General features: G+C 65.7%; 18 protein-coding genes. 8 read left to right on the top strand and 10 right to left on the bottom strand.

The window, feature by feature from the left end:
* Positions 1-26 precede the first annotated feature (26 nt).
* Positions 27-1,163, top strand: a complete 1,137-nt coding sequence (locus tag FHD68_RS02845; protein WP_240542560.1) for a glycosyltransferase — start codon at positions 27-29, stop codon at positions 1,161-1,163.
* Here the strand turns inward: FHD68_RS02845 and FHD68_RS02840 are convergent.
* Complete coding sequence (locus FHD68_RS02840; protein ID WP_127899520.1) at positions 1,145-3,553, bottom strand: AI-2E family transporter; 2,409 nt, start codon at positions 3,551-3,553, stop codon at positions 1,145-1,147. The two genes, FHD68_RS02845 and FHD68_RS02840, sit on opposite strands and share 19 nt — an antisense overlap.
* A 207-nt stretch (positions 3,554-3,760) precedes the next feature.
* On the opposite strand from FHD68_RS02840, the gene FHD68_RS02835 reads away from it, so the two are divergent.
* Positions 3,761-4,351, top strand: a complete 591-nt coding sequence (locus FHD68_RS02835) for a phosphatase PAP2 family protein (RefSeq protein ID WP_127899519.1) — start codon at positions 3,761-3,763, stop codon at positions 4,349-4,351.
* Positions 4,352-4,439: 88 nt separating this feature from the next.
* Positions 4,440-5,105: a YciE/YciF ferroxidase family protein gene (locus FHD68_RS02830; RefSeq protein WP_127899518.1), complete on the top strand. Its 666-nt coding sequence runs from the start codon at positions 4,440-4,442 to the stop codon at positions 5,103-5,105.
* Positions 5,106-5,145: 40 nt separating this feature from the next.
* On the opposite strand, the gene FHD68_RS02825 is transcribed toward FHD68_RS02830, so the two are convergent.
* From FHD68_RS02825 to FHD68_RS02805, 5 genes are all read right to left on the bottom strand, one after another.
* Positions 5,146-6,189, bottom strand: coding sequence for an extracellular catalytic domain type 1 short-chain-length polyhydroxyalkanoate depolymerase (locus FHD68_RS02825; protein ID WP_167550352.1), 1,044 nt, complete (start codon positions 6,187-6,189; stop codon positions 5,146-5,148).
* Positions 6,189-6,614 (bottom strand): CopG family transcriptional regulator, encoded by a 426-nt coding sequence (locus tag FHD68_RS02820; RefSeq protein WP_045999747.1) that lies wholly within the window; start codon positions 6,612-6,614, stop codon positions 6,189-6,191. Before FHD68_RS02820 ends, FHD68_RS02825 begins: the two co-directional genes overlap by 1 nt.
* Before the next feature lie 77 nt (positions 6,615-6,691).
* Complete coding sequence (locus FHD68_RS02815) at positions 6,692-8,278, bottom strand: FAD-NAD(P)-binding protein (RefSeq protein ID WP_127899516.1); 1,587 nt, start codon at positions 8,276-8,278, stop codon at positions 6,692-6,694.
* 49 nt (positions 8,279-8,327) lie between these two features.
* A complete protein-coding gene (locus tag FHD68_RS02810) occupies positions 8,328-9,401 on the bottom strand; it encodes a sensor histidine kinase (RefSeq protein ID WP_127899515.1) in 1,074 nt (357 codons plus the stop codon).
* Between the two features lie 756 nt (positions 9,402-10,157).
* Complete coding sequence (locus tag FHD68_RS02805) at positions 10,158-10,841, bottom strand: 4'-phosphopantetheinyl transferase family protein (RefSeq protein WP_139085132.1); 684 nt, start codon at positions 10,839-10,841, stop codon at positions 10,158-10,160.
* A 122-nt stretch (positions 10,842-10,963) separates the two neighbouring features.
* Between FHD68_RS02805 and FHD68_RS02800 the strand changes: the two genes are divergently transcribed.
* On the top strand, positions 10,964-11,803 hold the full coding sequence (locus FHD68_RS02800; RefSeq protein WP_127899513.1) for a glycosyltransferase family 2 protein: 840 nt from the start codon (positions 10,964-10,966) through the stop codon (positions 11,801-11,803).
* Positions 11,804-12,212: 409 nt separating this feature from the next.
* A complete protein-coding gene (locus FHD68_RS02795) occupies positions 12,213-12,893 on the top strand; it encodes a sugar transferase (RefSeq protein ID WP_045983629.1) in 681 nt (226 codons plus the stop codon).
* Positions 12,894-12,950: 57 nt separating this feature from the next.
* Here FHD68_RS02795 and FHD68_RS02790 read toward each other — a convergent pair whose 3' ends face one another.
* On the bottom strand, positions 12,951-14,219 hold the full coding sequence (locus tag FHD68_RS02790) for a glycosyltransferase family 4 protein (RefSeq protein WP_205963225.1): 1,269 nt from the start codon (positions 14,217-14,219) through the stop codon (positions 12,951-12,953).
* A 177-nt stretch (positions 14,220-14,396) separates the two neighbouring features.
* Between FHD68_RS02790 and epsE the strand changes: the two genes are divergently transcribed.
* Positions 14,397-15,575, top strand: a complete 1,179-nt coding sequence (epsE, locus tag FHD68_RS02785) for an exopolysaccharide biosynthesis GT4 family glycosyltransferase EpsE (protein ID WP_139085129.1) — start codon at positions 14,397-14,399, stop codon at positions 15,573-15,575.
* 205 nt (positions 15,576-15,780) lie between these two features.
* The gene (locus FHD68_RS02780) at positions 15,781-16,977 is read left to right on the top strand and encodes a calcium-binding protein (protein ID WP_164871483.1); all 1,197 of its coding nucleotides are present in this window, start codon (positions 15,781-15,783) and stop codon (positions 16,975-16,977) included.
* Positions 16,978-17,033: 56 nt separating this feature from the next.
* Here FHD68_RS02780 and FHD68_RS02775 read toward each other — a convergent pair whose 3' ends face one another.
* A complete protein-coding gene (locus FHD68_RS02775; protein ID WP_127899510.1) occupies positions 17,034-18,473 on the bottom strand; it encodes a GumC domain-containing protein in 1,440 nt (479 codons plus the stop codon).
* Positions 18,474-19,157, bottom strand: a complete 684-nt coding sequence (locus FHD68_RS02770) for a P-loop NTPase family protein (RefSeq protein WP_045983632.1) — start codon at positions 19,155-19,157, stop codon at positions 18,474-18,476. It abuts the gene before it with no gap.
* Positions 19,158-19,215: 58 nt separating this feature from the next.
* On the opposite strand from FHD68_RS02770, the gene FHD68_RS02765 reads away from it, so the two are divergent.
* Positions 19,216-20,211: a glycosyltransferase family 2 protein gene (locus FHD68_RS02765; protein ID WP_127899509.1), complete on the top strand. Its 996-nt coding sequence runs from the start codon at positions 19,216-19,218 to the stop codon at positions 20,209-20,211.
* Between the two features lie 35 nt (positions 20,212-20,246).
* On the opposite strand, the gene FHD68_RS02760 is transcribed toward FHD68_RS02765, so the two are convergent.
* A partial coding sequence (locus FHD68_RS02760) for a phosphopantetheine-binding protein (protein WP_139085126.1) occupies positions 20,247-20,687 on the bottom strand: 441 nt, incomplete at its 5' end.

Raw genomic sequence — 20,687 nt, 5'->3', positions numbered from 1 at the left:
CCGGCCGCCCGTTGCGGATCGCGGTGATGGCACATTGCCGTCACCCCATCGCGGCCCCGTTCATGGGCGGCATGGAGGGTCATGCCCACCACCTTGTCAACGCCCTGCGGGCGCGGGGGCATGACGTGACCCTGGTCGCGGCGGGCGACAGCCGGGTGGACGTGCCGTTGCTGCCCCTGATGGCGCAGCATTACGACCGTGATTATCCGTGGCACCAATATCACGGCACCGAACCGCTGAACGCCCATCTGGACAGTCACCATGCCGCCAGCCTGGCCACGCTGGCGGACATGGATTTCGACGTCATCCACAATAACACGCTTCATCGGTTTCCGCCGCGCTTTGCGCGGGCGACGCGTGTGCCGATGGTCACCTCGCTGCACGTGCCGCCCTTTGACGCGCTGCGTTGGGCCGTGCGCGACAGCGTGGCCCCGTGGCATGTGACGACAGGATGTTCGCGCAGGCATCTGGCGGCCTATTTCCCCGAAGGCCCGCCCGCATCGGCGCGGGTGGTGCCGAACGGCATCGATCTGGCGCAATGGCCCTATTCGCCGCAGGGTAATGGGCAGGCGGTCTGGGCGGGACGCATCACGCCGAACAAGGCACCCCATCTGGCGATCGCCGCCGCGCGCCGCGCGGGCGTCGCCCTGACGATCTTTGGCAGCATTGAGGATGGCGATTACTTCGACGCGCAGGTCCGGCCGCAACTGTTGGGGGACATTCGCTTTGGCGGGCACCTGGCGGGACCGGATCTGGCCGCGGAATACGGTCGTGCATCGGCCCTGCTGTTCACGCCGCAATGGGACGAGCCCTTCGGCCTGACCGCGATCGAGGCGATGGCCTGCGGAACGCCCGTGGCCGCCGTCGCGATGGGCGCGGTCCATGAGGTGCTGGGCCCGGCCGGGCGGTTCGCCGCCCCCGATGGGGCCGGGCTGGACCGCGCGCTGATCGAGGCGATGCAGATCCCTCGTGACGTGCCGCGCCGCCATGTGGCCGGCCACTTTGGGTTGGACCGCATGATCGACACGCTGCAGGCGCTGTATGTCGAGGCGATCGACCGGCGGCACGATCCCGCGCCACCGGTCAACTTTCTGCCCATCGAACTGCCGCTGTCGCTGGCGGGGCGCGGGGCCGAACCGGCGCTTCAGTCCGGGATGCGCTGACCCAGGACGCCGCGGGGGGCGGGCGGTTCCTCGCGCCGCGGTTCGGTCGGAACGGCATCCTGATCGGTCATCACAGCCACGACATCGGCGGCGATCTTGTCCAGCAGGTCCAGTTCCGCATCCTCGATCTGGCGCGGTTCGCGGTCCATCAGGCACAGGGCGCCCAGCACGTGGCCGTCGGCCGTGCGCAGCGGCGTTCCGACATAGAACCGTCCCTGCCACTGGCGCACCGCCGGGTTGTCCGAAAACCGCACGTCGCGGTCGGTGTCGGGCACGACCAGCGTGTCGTCGGCGGCGATGACGTGATTGCACATCGCCTCGGCCCGCGGCATCCAGTTCATGCGCGGCTCGGTCTCCGTGCGGCGGCCGGGCAGGTCCGCGCTTTGCCCGACGATGTATTCCGCATCGGCATCGATCGCGGAGATGAAGGCTAGGCTGACATCGAACACGTCCGCCGCACGTTTCGCCAGATCGTCCAGATCCTCGCGCGCGCGTCCGTCCAGGACCGCGGTCTGGGCAAGGGCGTCCAGACGCGCGGCCTCGTCCGCGGGGGGCGGGGGGGCCTGCATCGCGGCGCGGTGTGCGTGGGCCGGGGTCAGCCACTGGACGGCCTCGTCCATGGACAGCACGATCTGATCGACGCCAAGCGCCTCGGCCCGGTCGGGGCCCGCCTGATCCTCGGGGGCGTTCCACAGGGCCAAGACGATCCGAAGGTCGGGCCAGCGACGGCGCAGACGCCGGACGAAACCGCGCACCGCCGCGTCCGGATCGCGGCTGAAATAGCCGATGCAGACGGTGTCGATCCCCTCCAGGTCCAGACCGTCGACATAGCGCGCGGTGACCGTGCCGGTCGCGCGCTGGACCGCAGGAATGTCGGCTAGCGCCAGGGCGTGAACCAGCATCTCGGCCGAAATGGCATCGACCTGCCACTTGCCGCCGATGCAGGCGACGCGCGGGGTGCCGGTGGGGGTGGCCGGGTGATCCTCGCGCAGGTCTTCCAGCAGCTGGTCCATGCCGTCGACCACGCGCAGCCGATGCTCGACCCGTGCATTGGCGTGGTAATCGTCGCTGGCTTGGCGCAGAACCTCCATCCCCGTCGTGTTGTAGAACGCGGCGATCCCGGTCGTGCGGATGGCATCGGACGAGATTTCATAGGCCTCGTCGGGATCGTTGGCGATCAAACGCTGATAGATGCGCGTGGGCAGGTCCAGCGCCGGGGTCGACCCCAGCAGCGTGTCGAAGAAGGCCAGCTGCGGCAGGTTGCGGCCCACGACCAGCAGGCAGACCGTCAGGGGCGTCGACAGAATCAGGCCAAGCGGCCCCCACAGCGCCGTCCAGAAGGTCGCGGCCGCGATCAGCGACAGCGCCGACAGGCCGGTCGAGGTGCCGTACAGCATCGGCTCGACGATGTTGTTGCTGACCAGTTCCAGGAACACGATCAGCGCCAGCGCCATCAGCACCATCTGCCATCCGGGATCGACGGCGAAGGCCAGGGCCAGCGGAAAGATCGCCGACAGCATCGGCCCGACATAGGGAATGAACCGCATGATCGCAGCCAGCGTGCCCCATAGGATCCAGCCCGGAACGCCGATGGCCCACAGGCCAAGCGCCATCGGAATGCCATAAGTGACGTTCACCACCAGCTGCATCAGCAGGTATTTCGAGATCCGCTTGCCCGCCTCCTCCAGCGCGTCGGTCGAGCGGTGCAGGTTGCCGCCCAGCAGGCGGATCAGACGGTCGCGCAGATCGCCCCGGTCCAGAAGGACAAGGAACACGAAGACGACCACGATGCCCAGGGTCGCCAGCGGCGCCAGGGCGGGGGCCAGCCAGGCGCTGGCGGTGGCAAAGGGGGACGGACCGTCGCCCACGACCGTCACGGCCAGCGGGTCGGCCACGGCGCCGGGGGCATCCTGCAGGGCGGTGGCCAGCTGTTCCTGGACGGTGGCGATGGTCTGGAACACGCCGTCGAACAGACCCGGCCCCTCCATCTGCTGGCCCAGCCCCTGGATCTTGGCGCGGATCGTGGACTGATAGGCGGGCAGTTCGGCGCTGAGCACGCTGACCTGCGACGTGATCAGCAGGCCCAACCCCAGCAGCATCGCGATGACCGTCAGCATGACCACCGACACCGCCGCCACCTGCGGAATGCCGCGACGGACCAGAACCTTGACCAGCGGTCCCAGGGCAAAGCTGATCAGGAAGGCGATCGCCAGCGGGATCAGCACCTCCTGTCCGTAATACAGCAGGCCGATGATGACCGTGCCCACGACCAGCCACGCGGCCATGCGCACGATGTCGACCCGACCGTCGGGCGCGGCGACCGCGGCATTGGCGTCCGGCCCCAGCAGGTCGTGCGGGGCCTGACGCGGCCCCGAAATGTTCAGTGTCATGATGGTCCCCCGACATGCCCCCTGCACGGGGGCGCTGGTCAACACGGCACGAAGGCCCCGGTTCCGTCGCTACGGGCGGATGCCCGCCGACGGCCATCCGGCCGGCCGCGCGCATCATATGATACCGGAACCGGGCGCGTCACGCGCCGTTGCGCTGCCGACCGGCCCAAGGGTGGGCCGGTCCCGAACAGACGAGAGTTTTTCCCGATGAACACCACGATCCGCACCCCCGGCGCCGATGATGCGGGCCCGCTGGAACAGGCCGACAAGGAGGCCGCCGCCCAAGCCGCGCGCCACCGCCACCATCCGGTCGTCATGGCCGTCGGCACGCTGAGCGAGGTGGCCGACCAGGTGCCCCTGTCCCTGGTTTGCGGCAGCGTGATCCTGGGCGGCGCGTTGTCCGGGCAGGATCATGTCGCGCGCACCGGCCTGCGGATGATGGCGGCGCATGTCCTGGCCAATTCGGTCAAGCGGGTGATCAAGAACCGCTTTCGCCGCACCCGCCCGGTCGAGATGATCAAGCGGCAGGACTATCGCTGCGAGCCGGGCGAAAGCCGGGACGGGCACGAGACGTCCTTTCCTTCGGGGCACACGGCGGGTGCGGTGGCGGTGGCCGTCGTCGTCGCGCGCGATCTGCCGCACATGGCCGTGCCCGCCCTGGGGGTCGCGGCGATGATCGCGGGAATCCAGGTGCCACGGGGCAAGCACTATCCCGGCGATGTCGTGGCCGGTGCGGTTCTGGGGCTGGTCTCGGCGCTGGTTGTGCGCCGGCTGTGGGACAGGGCCGCGCGCGACTGAACTTATGTCAACGGAACGTGGCGTCACGACAGCCCGTTTCATCGACAGCATACGGCCCCGCGATCCTGCCGGGCCAGGGAGAGACATCATGGCGACCGCCTCCGACGACACCAAGACCAAGACCGCAACCAAGAAATCCGCCCGCGCAGCAGGGCAGAAGACTGCGAAACCCACCGCCGAGGCCCGCACCAAGCGGTCGCAGGCCGTGGCTGCCAAATCAAAGGCCAAGGCCGCCAAGCCCGCGGCGACGGACAAGGGCCTTGCGGATCTGTTCGAACACGCCTTGGCGGACATGTATTACGCCGAGAAGAAGATCTACAAGACGCTGCCCAAGATGATCAAGGCGGCAGACCATCCCGACCTGATCGCCGCCCTGACCGCGCATCGCGAGGAGACCGCTGGCCAGATCGAAACCTTGGAGGCGATTTTCGAGCTGTTGGGCAAGCGTGCCAAGGCCGTGAAATGCGACGCCATCGACGGCATCCTGGAAGAGGGCGAAAGCCTTTTGGAGGATTTCGGTGACAGCGTTGCCGCCGACGCCGCGATCATCTTCAGCTGTCAGGCGGTCGAGCATTACGAGATCACGCGTTACGGCTCGATGCGCGCCTTTGCCGAGGCCTTGGGGATGGATGAGGCGAAGACCCACCTGGAGGGGATCCTGGCTCAGGAAAGCGCGGCCGACACCAAGCTGACCGAACTGGCCGAGGATTCGGTGAACGACGCGGCCGCCGAATACGACGACCACGACGCCTGACCACATAGGATGGCCCCCGGTGATCCGGGGGCCGTTTTCGTCACGCCAGAAAGAACGCCATCATCGCATCAGTGGCCAAGGGTCCCGGAGCGGTGTGGCTGCCGGTAGGTTGACCACCGGACCAGGCGTGACCCAGTCCCTGAACCCGCCATGTCTCAATCCGCAACGTGCCCGCGTCATCGCGGTATCGGCCGATATGCACGGCACGGTCATTCAGCCGTGCATCCGCCGCGCGTCGGGTCAGGCCGGGTTGCCGCCGCAGCGCCTGCGCCACTACGGCATCGGCATTGCGCGGCGACACGGTCTTGTCGGTCGCGCCATGCACGACGAACAGCCGGCAGCCCACGCCCTCACCTCGATCGGATCCGCCCTGCGACATCGCTTGGAACGCGCCCGCCATGTCCGTAGCCGCGCCGTTGGGAAGGCCCGAATGACAGGCCACGGCACCGAAATCGTCGGCAAAGACCGCGCCCAGGATCACCGCCATCGCCCCGCCGGCCGACAGCCCTGCGGCAAAGCGCCGGTCGGGGGCCACGGTGTGGTCGTGGGCGACGCTGCGGGTCAGATCGACCAGAAAGGCGGCCTCTCCGCCGTCGCGGGCGGCATGACGGGCCTCGAACCAGTTCCAGCAGCGGTTCATGTTGGCCTGTGACGTCTGTGCGGGGGCCACGACGATCATCCGATGGCGCTCTGCCGCCGCCATGATGCCGGTACCGCGGGCGAAATCATCCGGGTCCTGTGTGCAGCCGTGCAGCAGCAGCAACAGCCCTGCAGCCGGGCGCCCCTCCAGCGACGCGGGCAGGTACAGGCGATAGTCGCGCGACTGCCCTGCCGCCTGATGCTGGTGTGTGGTCCAGCTGGCACCCTGGGGGATGTCCATCGGCGTGCTGTCGCGCATGGCCGCACCTGCGGGAAAGCCCGCCGGCATCCGGGGCATCTGCGGCATCGACAGGCCGCCAGCCGACATGCGCGGCATCGCGCCCCCGCCCAATCCCGACTGGATCATCTGCGTGGCTTGCGCCAGATCGCCCGACCGCATCAATTCGGTGATGCGGGCCATGTTCATCGGCATCTGTTCGGTCATCATCGTGTTCCCTTGTTCGTTCGGCAGGCGTCCAGCGCCGCCTTGACTCCGGCATCCGCCTGGATGGTGCCCAGAACCTCGATCGAGCGGATCGTGGCGGTGATCAGGTCCGGGGGAATGTCGCGGGCAAAGCGGGCAAGCCCGATCACCCGCAGGTCCAGCATCTGGTTCGCGGCCTGCAGGGCCTCCAGTTCGGCCCGGGACAGATCGCGAAGACCCATCACGAAATCGTCGCGCACGATGGCCGGGGCCACCGAGGCGTCGTGTCGGTCAAGCTGCGCCCGGATCGCGGTGCGGATCAGGTCGCTGCGACTGGCATAGAAGCCTTCGCGCACCAGCAGGTCGATCCGTCCCAGATCGACGAAGCCCAGATTGATGGTGATCTTTTCGGTATCGGCCGTCCGGGCCGGAGAGGCGGTCGCCATGATTGCTATCCCTTCCTTATACCATCCATATGGATGTCCAAGAGAAGGATTGCGACCTGATCTTTGTCAGTCAGTTCCTACGACACCAGCCTGCGACGGCGTCCGGTTGCCATGCCCCGCGCGATGGCCTCTGCGATGTCGGCACAAGCCGTGATCCCCTGAACGAACGGGCGGTCGTGCATCAGGTAGGGGATCGCCGCCAAACACAGCCTGCCACTGAACGGACCTGCGCCCAGCAGGCTGTAATCCTGCGCGACATCGGGAATTTCGTGACCCGCATCCAGCAGCGCGCGCCGCAAGGTCGGGAAGGGCAGGTCTTCGGTGCTGAGGGGCTTTTGTCCCCTTGCATCGATAAACACGGCAAAGCGTTCGGTGCGGTCGTCATGGACGATGACGGTCTCTGCGCCATCGCGGGTCAGGTCGTAATCCTCGCCCAAGGGCATGATCGACAAGATGCCGGCATCGCGCAGCGCCAGCACGCGCCGGATCGATTCCGACGGGACTGCGGCATAGTTGTCGACAAACACCTTCTTCAGACTCCTGTCGAACCGGTCGCGGTCGTCGTCGGACAGGTCCGGCACGATCTCCTCGACCTGTTCATGCATGCGCAGCAGGGCATAGCGCCAGGCGACGGTGATCTTGTGCGCCTTGTTGTGTTCGACCTCGTCCAGATTGGCGCGGGCCCATTTGAACGGATCGGCGGCCTCGCGCGCGGCGAAATAGGCATCGGCAAAGCTGTCCACATCCAACCCGCCCAACCCGATCTTCAGCGCAAAGGCCGGGTCGGCCTGCATGATCTCGGCCCGGACCAGATCGAAGGCCGCATCCAAGGGCGCCGGGGTCGACAGGCAGGCGGCCAGCGCCGGGGCGGTGGCGATGGTCAGGGGTTCATAGGGGATGGGGCAATAGAAGTCGGCCTCGGGCAGGACGCCCGACCGCGACATCATCACGATCCGCAGATCTGCCGATGCCGGGTCCAGATCAAAGCGCAGGTCATCACCCTTGCGGCGGAAACGACCGTGCTGGTTCACCACCGCCATCGCCGCGTCGATCGAACTGAGAGAGGTGCCCATGATGCCGACCCGCACAGCAGGAATGTCGGCCTCGATCAGTCCGGACCAGGGACTGGGAAAATAGCTGCGGGTGGCCTCGTCCTCATCGGGGAAGGCGTGGCCTGTGGCGACGATCACGCGGTCGAAGGGCCCGTCGCGCCCGTCCGCGGTCATCACGCTCAGGCCCGCTTCGTCGGACTGGATGTCCAGAACCTCGGTCGCCTCGCGGATGTCGATCCGGTGGCCCCGTGACCGCGCCCGATCGACCAGCGCCATCAGCTGATCGCGGAAATATTCGCCCAACAGCAGGCGCGGCGTGAACTGACGCTCGTCCACGTCCTGGGGGTCCAGGCCGTAGGATCTCAGCCGCGCATCCGGCTGATCCTGCAGCCAGTCCAGATAGGTGGTCGCAATCGGCGGTATCTCGATGCTGGCAATGTTGGCCAGCATCGCGCGGTTCGACATCTCGGGTGAATAGGGCATGCCGACCCCGGCACGCGGTCCCTTTTCGTACAGCGTGACCGCCAGCGGCAGGCCAGTGTCCAGAAGGTGCAGCAGCGTATAGATGCCGGTCGGGCCGGTGCCGACGATCGCGATGGTCCTGGCGGTCATATGTGTGTCCATGGGTTCGAAACGCCGCCCGTGGGCGTCCGTTCCGGCATCAAATGCTGGTCGGGTCGATCAGGAAGTCCAGCCGCGCCACCGTGCCGCCGTCCTTGCCTTTCGCCAGCGTCAGTTGGCCGTTCAGCGCCGTCGCGAACTGGCGTGCGACGATCAGCCCCAGGCTGTCCGACGTCTCCAGATCGAAGCCTTCGGGCAGGCCAGGGCCGTGGTCCACGATGCGCAGCGTCGCGGGGATGCGTCCGTCAGGGGTGGCCGCGTCGACGGTCAGCCTGACGGTGATCTCCGTGTTGCGGCCTTCGGGGGCGCCGTGTTCGATGGCGTTCATCACCAGTTCGCTGGCAATCAGACCCAAAGGGACGGCCGTGTCATGCGGCAGCGGCAGGCTGTCGGCGCTGAAGTCCAGATCGACGTCGCCTGCGCCCGTGACCTCCACCACGTCATGCAGCACCTCGCGCAGGTATTCGGCCGCGTCCAGCGTTTGCAGGTCCGGTGAATGCAGCCGCCGCTGCAACAGCGATATCGACCGGATGCGGGTCTGCGACGCGACCAGCGCCTGGCGCGCGGTCTCGTCCGCGACCAGCTGGGACTGCAGGCGCAGCAGCGCCGCGACCGTGGACAGGTTGTTCGAGATCCGGTGCTGCAGTTCAGAGAACATCAGGCTGCGTGATGTCGCCAACGCGTTGGCGCGTTGTTCGGCGGCCATGCGCTGTTCCAGGGCCCGACCGGCGGCGGTGATGAACACCACGTCCGTGGCAATGATCAGCGCATAGAGCAGCAGCGCAACGATAGCTCCCGGCGTGATGGCCAGGCTGCGCACCGGTTCGATGAAGAAATACCACGCGATGACCCCGCAGGCCACGCCCACGGCCAATCCGGACCGCAGCGACGAGAAAACCAGCGTCAGCATGACGGCGGGAAAGAAGGTCAGGAACGGAAATCCGGGCGGCAGCGCATCGTTCAACGCAAAGCGCAGCGCAGTCGACAGCACGATCGCCGACAGGGCGAACACCACCTGATGGCGCAGAGACCTGCGGGCCAGAAGCGCCGCGCCCAGCCCCTGCATCAGCTTGTCGGACAGCGTCCGGCGGTCAGGCGCTGCAGCGTTCGTCACGTCATCTCCCGTCTTGTCCCCGCGGTTGGCCAATGCCGGAGCATCCGCACCTTAGCAAGAATAATGCGGTGGAAAATGGCAGAAATGACTGATGTTTGACGGACCTTTTGGATTGTCGGTACGGCAGCCGCTGTAAGGATGGTCAGCGCGGCGAGGCCGCGGTTCAACGGCATGGGGTTAACGTGTCGATCAGATCCGCCATAGGGGGGTGCTTGGCGGCATTTCTCATGAGCAGAGCGATTTCTCCGAAATCTTTTAAGGTAAAGTATTCAAAGGGTAATCCGTCATATCATCTCGACGCTGCCGGGATTGAGGAGCGCCAGCCGCCACGGCTTGGTCAACCCAAAAGGCCAGCCTTCGCAGACGCGTAAGATCTTACGGCCCGACTGCGCGGGCCAGACCCGATCATCACAAATCGACAGCATCGACGAGACTAAAAGCCGATTTTTTGGTTGGCCGCGATGTCAGTGGACGTAACGGTATCCAGGCGCCCAAGCGTCGTAAAACAAATTAGTCCTTAGCGCGATACAATAGCGGTTTGAAATTGCGTGGCGTGGCTTCCTCGATGAAGTGAACAGCATGCAAAGAGTTTTTGGCAATTTAGAAACTTCAATTCTAATAGTCTGAAGATGTGTTTTCATCAATTGTCAACAAAAATGCGATAAAATTACAGATATTGTTTATTAGCAGATCGCCCTGCTGGATCACTGTTTCCCCTCAATGTCATAGAACAATATTGGAGTTTCAGACTGCGCGTCAGACACTCCAAATGCCTTCGCCTAGCCTCAATGCGTCGGCATGCTCCCTCCCTATCAGGACCGTTGTTGCGAACAGTTCGCCTGCACGTCGCCAGCCGCCGCTCAAGGGGACGCCTTGCACGCTGAGGGTGAAACCGTCGGCCGTGATGGTCAGCGGCGCCTGGCAATAGTCGATCCACAACCCGGTCAGTGGAAACTGGGCCTTGAACGCAGCTTCCTTGGCACTGAACAGCAGTGTCGCTGCCAGTGGTTCGGAAAGCACTGGATCAACACTGTCCAACGGGTGGCGGATCAGTTCCGCCATGTCGTCCGACATCGGCTCCGCCCGCTCCAGATCCAGGCCGATCGCCGGCCAATCCGCTTGCCGCGACACGACGGCCGCGGCGATCCGCGCTGTGTGGGTGATGCTGCCCGACAGGCCCGGCGGCCAGGCCGGGGCCCGCGCCGCGGTCGTGGTGACGGCGCCAGGTATCAGGCCGATATCGGTCATGGCCAGCCGTGCGGCCGCGCGGCCCGCAGTGAATTCGCGGATGCGCGAGGGGACCGCGCGCCGTACCGCCGCCGCCTCTTCCGGCCAGAGAGGCGGCTGCGGGACGTCGATATCGCACACGGCCAGTCCGACGCGCTGCGGCAGCATCGCCCGGATCGCCTGCGCGACACTGGTCTTTTCCTCCATCTTCATGGTCCGATCTAAGCCCGCGGCGGGGTTCGCGGCAATAGGATACGGCCGCATCGTCGGCATTGCCAGAGCGCAACCCACGGGCGATAAGGCGAAGGCACGGGGCATGGGTAGGGATCACTGCGATGGATAATGATGGTATCAGCGTCATCCTGCCCGCCCATCAGGAGGAAGCCGGGATCGGCGCCTGTCTGCGCGGGCTGTGTGCGCAACGTCTTGTGCCCGGCGTGTCGCATCAGATCGTCGTGATCGCGAATGGCTGTACAGATGCCACTGCACAACTGGCCCGCGATGCCGCGCCCGCCCTGACGACGGCGGGCTGGCAGGTCCTGGTGCTGGAAACCGCCATCGGGAACAAGATCGCCGCACTGAACATGGGCGACGCCGCGGCGACCGGTGGAATGCGCATCTATCTGGATGCCGATGTGGTGATCGGACCGGGCATGATCGAGGCGCTGCATACCGCCCTGTCGGGGCCGGTTGCGCGCTATGCGGGGGCCAGGCTGACCGTGCCGCCGGCCCGGAACCTGCTGTCGCGGGCCTATGCGGGGTTTTGGCAAAAGCTTCCTTTCGTGGTCACCGGCGTGACGGGGGCTGGCCTGTTCGCAATGAACGCAGAAGGGCGCGCGCGGTGGGACCAGTTTCCGCCTGTGATCGCTGACGACGGGTTCGCACGGCTGAACTTTTCCCCGGCCGAACGGACGCGGGTCGAGGTTCCGTACGCTTGGCCCATCACGGAAGGGTTTCGCCGCCTGATCCGCGTTCGCCGGCGCCAGGATGCGGGGACCGCGCAGCTGGCGGAGCGCTATCCCGACTTGCAGCAGAACGCATCGGGCGACCGCCCGTCCCTGGGTCGTATGCTGCGGCTCGGCCTGACCGATCCGGTCGGGTTCGCAGTTTACGCGACGGTCACCGTCGCGGTCCGCCTTGGCCGCCCATCGCAGGGTTGGGATCGCGGCCGCTAACGCGGCCCTGCGCATCTTCCGGTTGCAGGAATGCGATGGCCGCCTGAGCACACCCGCAGGGAGTGTGCCCCAAGGCCGATCTTATATGTTGGTTAATAGATCAAATTGAATTGATCCAGAATTTGACTTTTTGGACAACATTCGGGCCGTTTTAACGGAACCCGTGAAAACTTGGGCGTCAAATGCTGTCATGCGGGTGAAAACACCCGTGATTCACAACCTTAGCGTGCAAAATCGCACCGGCCCTTAAATCAAAAGGTGAAACCGCAGCGACGGACCATCTTTTTGTACAACTTGTATCTATATTGGTGCGTTGGATAGAAGCGGCCCATGGGCCTTCGCGACGGTTCGCCGGGACCTTTAGTTAAAAGTTTATCGATTTCTTTGTCACGAGTGCGGAGATACGCAGATGCTACAGTCGAATGACGGCCACGAGCTCGGCTCCTCGCAGGCCACCAACCCGGTCGCCGGGATCGAACTTCCTAAAGTGTATGATAACGGTGGCAAGCGTCTGCTTGACCTGTCCTTGATCCTGCTTGCGCTGCCGTTCCTGATCCCGGTCATGGTCTTGGTCGCGCTGGCAGTCATGCTGGACGGCGGGTCGCCGATCTACACGCAGAACCGTCTTGGCCGCGGGTGGAGATCGTTCCGCCTGTACAAGTTCCGCACCATGAAGCCCCAGGCAGATCAGCTGCTGGAGGCCCATCTGGCGGCGAACCCCGCCGCCCGCGCAGAGTGGGATGCCGATCAGAAGCTGCGCAACGATCCGCGCGTCACCAAGATCGGTGCGTTCCTGCGCAAGAGCTCGCTGGACGAGCTGCCGCAGTTGATCAACGTGATCCTGGGCCACATGAGCCTGGTCGGTCCCCGTCCGATGATGCCCGAACAGCGCGTCCTGTACCCGGGCGTCTACTACGCGGCGCACCGCCCCGGCCTGACCGGCCTGTGGCAGGTCTCGGTCCGCAACGGATCGACCTTTGCGACCCGTGCGGTGTTCGACGAACGCTATTCTCGGGAAATCAGCCTGGCGCTGGACGTGTCCACAATCATCCGCACCTTCCAGGTCGTTGCCCGCTGCACCGGGTGCTGATCTCCGCCTCGTCGTGACAAGAAGGTCCACCATCCCCCCGGATGGTGGGCGCTTTCGTCAGGGTTTCAGCACATCCCGGTACATCGCGATAATCTGCGCGGCCTTGGCATCCCAGGTATAGTGATCCTGCACCATCCGCCGGGCGGCCGCGGCCATCGTGGTCAGCCGCGTCGGGTCGTGCAACACGTCCGCCAGCGCCTGTTCCATCCGCGCCGCGATCTGCTGGCGGGTCCCGAGGGGGATGGCGAAACCCGTCTCGGCCGTCACCAGCTCTCCGGGTCCGGCATAGTCGACGACCATCGGGACGACGCCCAGGGCCATCGCCTCCAGCACCACCCCGCCACCGAATTCGCGGATCGAGGGGAAAGTCAGCAGGTTTGCGGCGGCCAGGATCTGCTGCACGTGCTGGTGGGGAAGGTGGCCGTGGAATGTCACCGTGTCGGCAATGCCGAGGCTGTCGGCCTGCGCCGTCAGTTCGGGCAGCATCGGCCCCTCTCCGATGATATCCAGCACCATCTGACCTGACCGCGCAAAGGGTGCGATCGCGTCCAGCAGGATGTGCGGCCCCTTGTACGGCACCAGCCGACCGACAAAGCAGGCGCGCAGGGGCAACGTCGTGTCCTGTGGCGCGATCAGGTTGAAGCGCCTGGGATCAATGGCGTTTTCGGGCAGCCATACGACCTTGTCCTGAAAGCGCTCGGGGATCTCGCTGGCGGTGTGGCGCGATCCGGCAATGATCAGTGCCGCGGCCGCATGGGTGCGGCGCAGCTGCGGGTTCAGCTTGTAGATGCCGCGGACATAGGAAAGCCATTCGCGTTCGCGCCGGCGTTCCGCATCGAAGCCCCTGGGCCAGGGCACGCCGCCGTTCAGCGGCCCCAGCACGAAGGGCACACCTGCCGCCGCCACCTTGGGCGCCAGGGTTGAGGCCGTGGTGGGCGACAGCGGCGTGACGCGATGCACGATGTCGAACCGCTTGGCACGGATGTCATCTCCGAAACGCTTCCAGACAAGGCGTTCGAAATAGGGATAGCTCAGGGCGGCGATGGCGGTGACAGTAGTCCAGCCGCGACCCTTGCCCATGCGCAGAACCTCGGCGGCGCGGTACATGGGGGCAGCGACCGCCTCGCTGTCGATGGCGGTAAAGTCGCGACCTTCGACCATGCCGGCGCGCAGGAAAGCGTCGCGATTGCGGATCTGGGTGACGATATGCACGTCGGTCTGGCGATGCAGCGCCGCGGCCAGCGACCAGCCGACCAGCGGGACCGAGACCCATTCCGGGTTGGCCGCTTCGGCGATCACCAGGACCCGTGGTCGAGACAGGGACATCCAGAGGCCTCTTCGCTAGATCTTGAACGCGCCGGGGCGATGGCCGACAACAGGGAAACACTAGCCGACTCGGACGGTCTAGGCCATCGGCCTGATCGAAAGATTGCACCGATTTTTACAGTCCCGCGCTGTGGATAGCGGCAACGGGCTTCGCGCGGGCAGCAGGGAGACGCGATCTTGGCACTGGGCTATGTTGTTCCCGAATTTCCGTCGCAGACCCATGCGTTCTTCTGGAGAGAGATCGGCGCGATCGAGGATGCTGGCACGCCCGTCCGCCTGTATTCGACGCGCCGCCCGCCCGCGGGGTCGTGCCCCCATGCCTTTGCCGAACAGGCCGCGGCGCGCACGACCTACCTGTTTCCACCCCGCATCGGTGCGGTGCAGCGTCTGCTGGCGCATCCGGTCCGTACCGCGCGTGCGGTGGCCTATCTGGCGGGCCTGTCGCAGACGTCGATCGCCGGCAGGCTGCGTCTGCTGGCGCTGCTTCCCTCGGCGGCAGATCTGGTCCAGGATGCGCGACGCCACGATGTGCGGCACCTGCATATTCATTCCTGCGCCAATGCCGCGCATCTGGGTGCACTGGCTGCGATCCTGGGCGACCTGACCTACAGCCTGACGCTGCATGGGGATCTGCCGGTCTATGGCATGGACCATGCCGCCAAGATGGCACGTGCCAGCTTTGTCGCCGCGGTGACCCGGCCCTTGGCGCAGCAGATTGCAGAGGTCAGCCCCGCGACCCCGAACCCGGTGATCTGGATGGGCGTCGATTGTGCGCGCTTCACCCCGTCGCATCGTGCGCCGGGGCAGGATTTCACCGTCGCAACGGTGGCCCGTCTGAACCACATGAAGGGCCACCGGTTCTTCCTGCAGGCAATGGCCCAGCTGCGGCAGCAGGGCATTTCCATCGCCTATCGCATCGCAGGGGACGGCCCTGAACGGGACGCGATCCTGGCCGAAATCGACAGGCTCGGCCTGCAGGACCAGGTCCAGATGATGGGGTCGCTGGACGAATCGCGTGTGCTGGATCTGCTGCGCAGCGTCGACGCGCTGGCCCTGTCATCCATCGGACAGGGCGAAGCGGCCCCGGTCACGGTGATGGAGGCGATGGCCTGCGGCCTGCCGGTGATCTGTTCGCGAATCGGCGGAACGGGTGACATGATTCGCGACGGCGTTGATGGATTTCTGGTCCCGCAAGGCGATGTTGCGGCCATCGTCGACCGGCTGCGCCGGCTGCAGTCGGACCCGGAATTTGCTGGCGCAATGGGCCAAGCGGCCCGCCAGTCCGCCCTGGGTTCGTTCGACCATCAAACAAACGCGCGGTTGCTTCTGAGTCGGATCGCAGAAGCGCAAAAGTAGCATTGGCAGAAAGACAAGCGGGAAATCGCTGCCAACCCCAAAAATTACGTGATACGCCTGCACAAATGCGGGGATCCGCTCAAGGTAATACGGCAATTGCAAAATCTTGCTGCTGATAGGGAACCTTTTCAGTTGGGGATAATAAAGCCTTAATCTTGATCGCATAATGCTGCCGTACATCGGGCAACATGAATGGGATCAAGGGATGCCGACAATCAGAGGATCGAATGGCGACGACGCCATGCGTGGCAGCGGGCAGTCAGACGAAGTCTGGGGTCTTGGAGGATTGGATACGTTCTACTGGCGGCCGGGCATGGGCAATGACCGTTATCACGGCGGTACCGGCAGCGAACGCTTTGATGCCAACCCCTATACGCCCGGCAATCCCGGGGGCGACAGGCTGTTTCTGGAAGGCAGCGCAGGTGCCCGCATCTCCCTTCGGTCGACCGAGGACGGCGTGGCCCGGATCGGGAGCGAACGGGTGGAGTTCACCGGCATAGAGCGCATCCATGGCACTGCCGGCAACGACATCGTCTCCGCGGCGAATGCATCCATGAACACCGTCGGCGGCGGCAAGCCCGGCCATGGCGTATCGATCTTCACCGGGGCGGGGAACGACCGCATCGCCGGATCGCGCTATGACGACGTGCTGGACGGCGGGTCGGGCAACGACACGATCAACGGCGGCGCCGGCAACGACTTCATCCATTCCAGCACGGGCAACGACCGGATCAACGGTGGCGCGGGCCAGGACAACATCCGGTGGGGCAATGGCGATGCCAATCACAACCCCGGCCATGACACGATCAACGGCGGGGCAGGCGACGACCTGATCAACATCTGGATCAAGCGCGGCGACATCTGGGGCCATAACGAGGATGTCGGCATCGAAGGCGTTACCGTCACCGTTGACCGCGTGCTGTCGAACGGCGCATTCTCGGGCAATGCCAGCACCACTATTGGCGGTGACGCCAGCCTGCGCTTCGTCAATTTCGAACTGGGCTGGACCCATTCGGGCAATGACGTCATCGATGCATCGCGGGCGCGAGTGTCCGACAGCGGCGACGGCGTGAACTTCAACACCCGGTGGGGCCATGACCGTCTGACCGGCAGCAGCGGTGACGACACGCTGGACGGATCGATGGGCAAGGACACGGTCCGGGGCGGTCAGGGCGATGACAGCATCTGGATCGGCGACGGCAACAACGGCGATGGCGATCGTGACGTGCTGATCTTCCGCGCGGGTGACGATGCCGATACCGTCTACGGGTTCGAGACGGGTCGTGACGTCCTGGATCTGGGCGGTCGCCGCTATTCCGCGACGGAGGTCCGCGATGGCACGCTGCTGAACTTTGGCGGCGGCGACTCTGTCCTGCTGCACGACGTCTTCGATTTCATCTGACGTCATGACACGATCTGCGCGCATCGGCCCCGATCCGGGCCGATGCGCGCAGAACACTAGCGGTTCAGCACCAGGATGACCCCGACCACGACACCGGCGATCAGGATCACGAAGCTGGCGGCATTTCGAGTCCGTTGAACCACCTGCTCCCGAGCCGTCGGCCGGAACGGGATAGACGCGATCGGGGCCACGCCCAGATACTTCGTCACCATGGCCTGCGTCCGCAGCACAGGGCGTCGCACCTCCAGCAGGAAGCCGGACAACAGCGCCAGACCCAACCCCAGGACGACACCCAGCATTGCCAGACGCTTGCGGCCCGAACTGAGCGGGTATTCCGCCTCGGTCGCACTCTCCAGCAGGATCATCTGCTGACCATAGTCGCTGGTCACAAGGCTCTGGTCCAGGCGCGCCTGCGACAGGCGTTCGGCAATGGCCATGCGCGGTACCTCCAGCGCGGCAAGCCGGCGGGTATAGTCCGCCATCGTCTCCGACACCTCGGGAATGCCCGCGACATTCGCGGCGATCATCGGCAGGCGGCGGTCGATCGCTGCCAATTCCAGCTGTAGCGACTCCTCCTGCTGCCGGATCAGGTCGATCTGGCGGCTTTGGCCGACCGACATCTGCTGTCCATCGCCTTCGCGCAGGGCGTCGATCTGCGCCTCCAAGCGCTGCACTTCGGGGTGGTTCGGGGCCAGCGTGCGCCGGGCTTGGGCCAGATCGACCTCCAGGATGCGGAGCTGCTGGGCCAGCGGTTCCTGGCGGCCCAGTTCGGATGTCCCCACCTCCAGCGCCAGGCGCTCGCGTTCCAACGCCTGCAGGGAGCGGATCAGTTCGGTCCGCTGGCCTTCCAGGCGGGTCTGCTCTGCGGCCAAAAACTCCAGGTTCTCAGGCATCCGGTCAGTGTTTTCCGTGCGGAAGGCCGCCAGGTCGGCCTCGATCGCGGCAATCGCCTCAAGCGCGCGGCGGTCCTGCGTCTCCAGCGTACCGATCAGCTCGCTCAATCGCTGGTCGCGCTCTCTCAGGTTGCCGGTCTGGATCTGGTCGACGATGTCATTGGCCAGATTGGCGGAACCGGCGGCGGTGCCGGTCTGCGCCGTCACCTGGATTGCGGACACCTCCTCCATCGCGCCGGCAGAGGCAGTGACGCCCGCGACGAAGTTGACGCGCACATCCTGGCGGAACTGCGCGACCTTTTCATCCTCGCTCAGCGGCGTGTCGTCGTAGAGGTTGAAACGGTCGATCATGTCCAGCACGTTGTTGCGGGCCATGATCCGCTGTTCGATGGTGCGCAGGCGGGTGGCGGTGTCGCCGCTGTCGACGCCGCCGGTCAGGACGGTCGGCTGGACCTGCAGCACGGCGATCGATTCAAACGCCCGGGGCAGCGCCAGCGCCTGTGCCAGCGCGACCAGCACGCAAACGACCAGAAGCGCGGCCATCACCGGTCCCCGGCGCGACAGCATCCCGATGAATTCGCGTATTCCGACAATCGGTCCCATTCAAGCCTCGGCGTTATGAAGAAACAGCCCCAGCACGGGGCAATGACGGGTGACATGCGCCTCGCAGCGGCGCAGATCGGCCGCCGTGTCGCGGCGTCCGTCGATCGTCAGCAAGACCGTGTCGACCAGCGGCAGCGCCGCCAGGCCGGCATCGTCGGACAGGCAAGGGGGCAGGTGCAGGATGGTGACATCCGCGGCCATCCCCATGATCATCTCGGACAGGGCCTGCTGGAACTGCGGCGACAGCAACGTGATCGCGGCCAGGTCGGGCGCGGCCTGCACGGTGGCAAAGGCAAGCCGCGGCGTCACCGTGCAGGCGCGAAACAGCGGACCGGCGGGCGCCCCGGCTTGGCCGAACCGGGCCAGCACCGGTTGATGCGCGATGTCCAGATCGATCAACAGGACGTGGCGGTCCGGTCGGCGTGCCTCGGACAAGGCCAGGTTCAGCGCGGTCAGCGACGATGCCGGGCCCGGACTGGCCTGGCTGACGCCGATGCGCGTCCAGCCGCGTTCGGTCACCTCGGGCAGCATCCGCGTCCGCAGCAGGTCGTAGGACCTGCTGCGTTCCGACCCGTGATCGTCCGCGATCAATGCGCGAAGTGCGGCCTTTTGCGGCATCTCGATCTGGGGCAATGCCGACCATGCCTTCAGATGGTCGTGCCTGCGGGCGCTGGTACCGTCCATTCTCAAATTCTTTCTTCCGTCTCGACGCCGTTTCGTATCATATCATCGGGCACATTGCATGAAGCAGATCGACTTGTCCGCACATTCCGACAGCTCCCTTCCGCACTATCCCGTCACCGCGATCGTCATCGGACGGAACGAGGGAGCGCGCCTTCAGGCCTGTCTGCGCGCCTTGTCGCAGCAGCTGTCCCGGATTGTCTATGTCGATTCGGGATCGACCGATGGCAGCGCGGATTTTGCGCAGGCGATGGGCGTTCAGGTCGTGCACCTGGATATGGGCCTGCCATTCACCGCGGCGCGGGCCCGCAATGCAGGGTTGAAAGCCATTGCCGCCGACCAGACCGAATTCGTCCAGTTCATCGACGGCGATTGCATGCTGCAGCCGGAATGGCTGCCTGCCGCCGTCCCGGCCCTGCAGGCAGATATCCAACTGGCGGTTGTCGCCGGACGGCGCAGGGAGCTTTATCCCGAACGATCGGTCTATAACTGGCTGTGCGACCTGGAATGGGACACGCCGGTCGGCGACGCCCGCGCCGTGGGCGGCGACATGCTGATTCGCCATGATGCGATCGCCGCCGTCGGGGGTTTCCGCGAATCGCTGATCGCCGGAGAGGAGCCAGAGATGTGCGTCCGTCTGCGGGCGGCCGGGTGGCGCATTCGCCGGCTGCCGGTGGAAATGACGCTGCATGACGCGGACATCACCCGGTTCGGGCAGTGGTGGCGGCGCAGCAAGCGCGCGGGGCATGCCTTTGCGGAAGGTGCGGCCCTGCATGGCGCGCCCCCCGAACGACACTGGACCGCCGAGACCCGGCGCGCCCTGATCTGGGGCCTGATCCTGCCGGTGGTGGCGGTTCTTGGCGCGCTGCTGGTGCATCCGGTGTTGCTGGCGCTGCTGCTGGTCTATCCGTTGCAGGCGATACGCCTGTCGCGGCGCTTGGGACGCAAGCGGGCGGTCTATACCCTGATGGGCAAGTTCCCCGAGGCGATGGGCGTGGCCCAGTTCCACCTGAACCGGCTGCGCAACCGCCGAGGCGCGCTGATCGAATACAAGTAGGTCGTCGGCCGGTTCCCCGGCCGACATATGCCGTGTCAGTTTTGGCCCGTGGGTCGCATGCGCGCGCGCAGAGCGCGGCGTGCGGCCATCATGTCGCCCGCTGCGGCGGGCTGGACCGCATCCGGCGTGGGCGAGGGGGCAGCGGCCACCGGTGCAGGGGTCGCGGGCGTGGCCCGTGTTCCGCCCAGATGCGCGGCCAGATCACGCAGCACCGGGAACCGGAAGATGTCCGTGATCGAACTGCGCGTTACTGCCAGCTCGTCCCGGATCGTCCGGTGCAGCTGCACCGCCAGCAGCGAGTGCCCACCCAGTTGGAAGAAGTTGTCATCCGCGCGAACCTCGGGCAGGCCCAGGATGCGGGCCATGATCTGGCCGATCCGCGATTGCAGGTCGTTGACCTCGGGCGCCGGGGCGGGGACCGGCGTGGCGGCCGCAACGGGCGGTGGTGCCGGCGGTGCGACCCGGGCCGCGGGCGG

Origin of the sequence: Paracoccus marcusii, from assembly GCF_006151785.1 — a bacterium.
In the GTDB taxonomy this organism is placed as follows: domain Bacteria; phylum Pseudomonadota; class Alphaproteobacteria; order Rhodobacterales; family Rhodobacteraceae; genus Paracoccus; species Paracoccus marcusii.
This window is presented reverse-complemented; position numbering and strand designations above follow the sequence as displayed.

What these genes read in the sequence shown, in the direction of transcription:
- FHD68_RS02830 (WP_127899518.1), top strand. Translation starts at nt 4,440, where the DNA reads ATGGCGACCGCCTCCGACGACACCAAGACCAAGACCGCAACCAAGAAA.
- FHD68_RS02820 (WP_045999747.1), bottom strand. Translation starts at nt 6,614, where the DNA reads ATGGCGACCGCCTCTCCGGCCCGGACGGCCGATACCGAAAAGATCACC.
- FHD68_RS02790 (WP_205963225.1), bottom strand. Translation starts at nt 14,219, where the DNA reads ATGTCCCTGTCTCGACCACGGGTCCTGGTGATCGCCGAAGCGGCCAAC.
- FHD68_RS02795 (WP_045983629.1), top strand. Translation starts at nt 12,213, where the DNA reads ATGCTACAGTCGAATGACGGCCACGAGCTCGGCTCCTCGCAGGCCACC.
- FHD68_RS02770 (WP_045983632.1), bottom strand. Translation starts at nt 19,157, where the DNA reads ATGGACGGTACCAGCGCCCGCAGGCACGACCATCTGAAGGCATGGTCG.
- FHD68_RS02775 (WP_127899510.1), bottom strand. Translation starts at nt 18,473, where the DNA reads ATGGGACCGATTGTCGGAATACGCGAATTCATCGGGATGCTGTCGCGC.
- FHD68_RS02835 (WP_127899519.1), top strand. Translation starts at nt 3,761, where the DNA reads ATGAACACCACGATCCGCACCCCCGGCGCCGATGATGCGGGCCCGCTG.
- FHD68_RS02805 (WP_139085132.1), bottom strand. Translation starts at nt 10,841, where the DNA reads ATGAAGATGGAGGAAAAGACCAGTGTCGCGCAGGCGATCCGGGCGATG.
- FHD68_RS02825 (WP_167550352.1), bottom strand. Translation starts at nt 6,189, where the DNA reads ATGACCGAACAGATGCCGATGAACATGGCCCGCATCACCGAATTGATG.
- FHD68_RS02815 (WP_127899516.1), bottom strand. Translation starts at nt 8,278, where the DNA reads ATGACCGCCAGGACCATCGCGATCGTCGGCACCGGCCCGACCGGCATC.
- FHD68_RS02800 (WP_127899513.1), top strand. Translation starts at nt 10,964, where the DNA reads ATGGATAATGATGGTATCAGCGTCATCCTGCCCGCCCATCAGGAGGAA.
- FHD68_RS02845 (WP_240542560.1), top strand. Translation starts at nt 27, where the DNA reads ATGGCACATTGCCGTCACCCCATCGCGGCCCCGTTCATGGGCGGCATG.
- FHD68_RS02780 (WP_164871483.1), top strand. Translation starts at nt 15,781, where the DNA reads ATGCCGACAATCAGAGGATCGAATGGCGACGACGCCATGCGTGGCAGC.
- FHD68_RS02840 (WP_127899520.1), bottom strand. Translation starts at nt 3,553, where the DNA reads ATGACACTGAACATTTCGGGGCCGCGTCAGGCCCCGCACGACCTGCTG.
- FHD68_RS02765 (WP_127899509.1), top strand. Translation starts at nt 19,216, where the DNA reads ATGAAGCAGATCGACTTGTCCGCACATTCCGACAGCTCCCTTCCGCAC.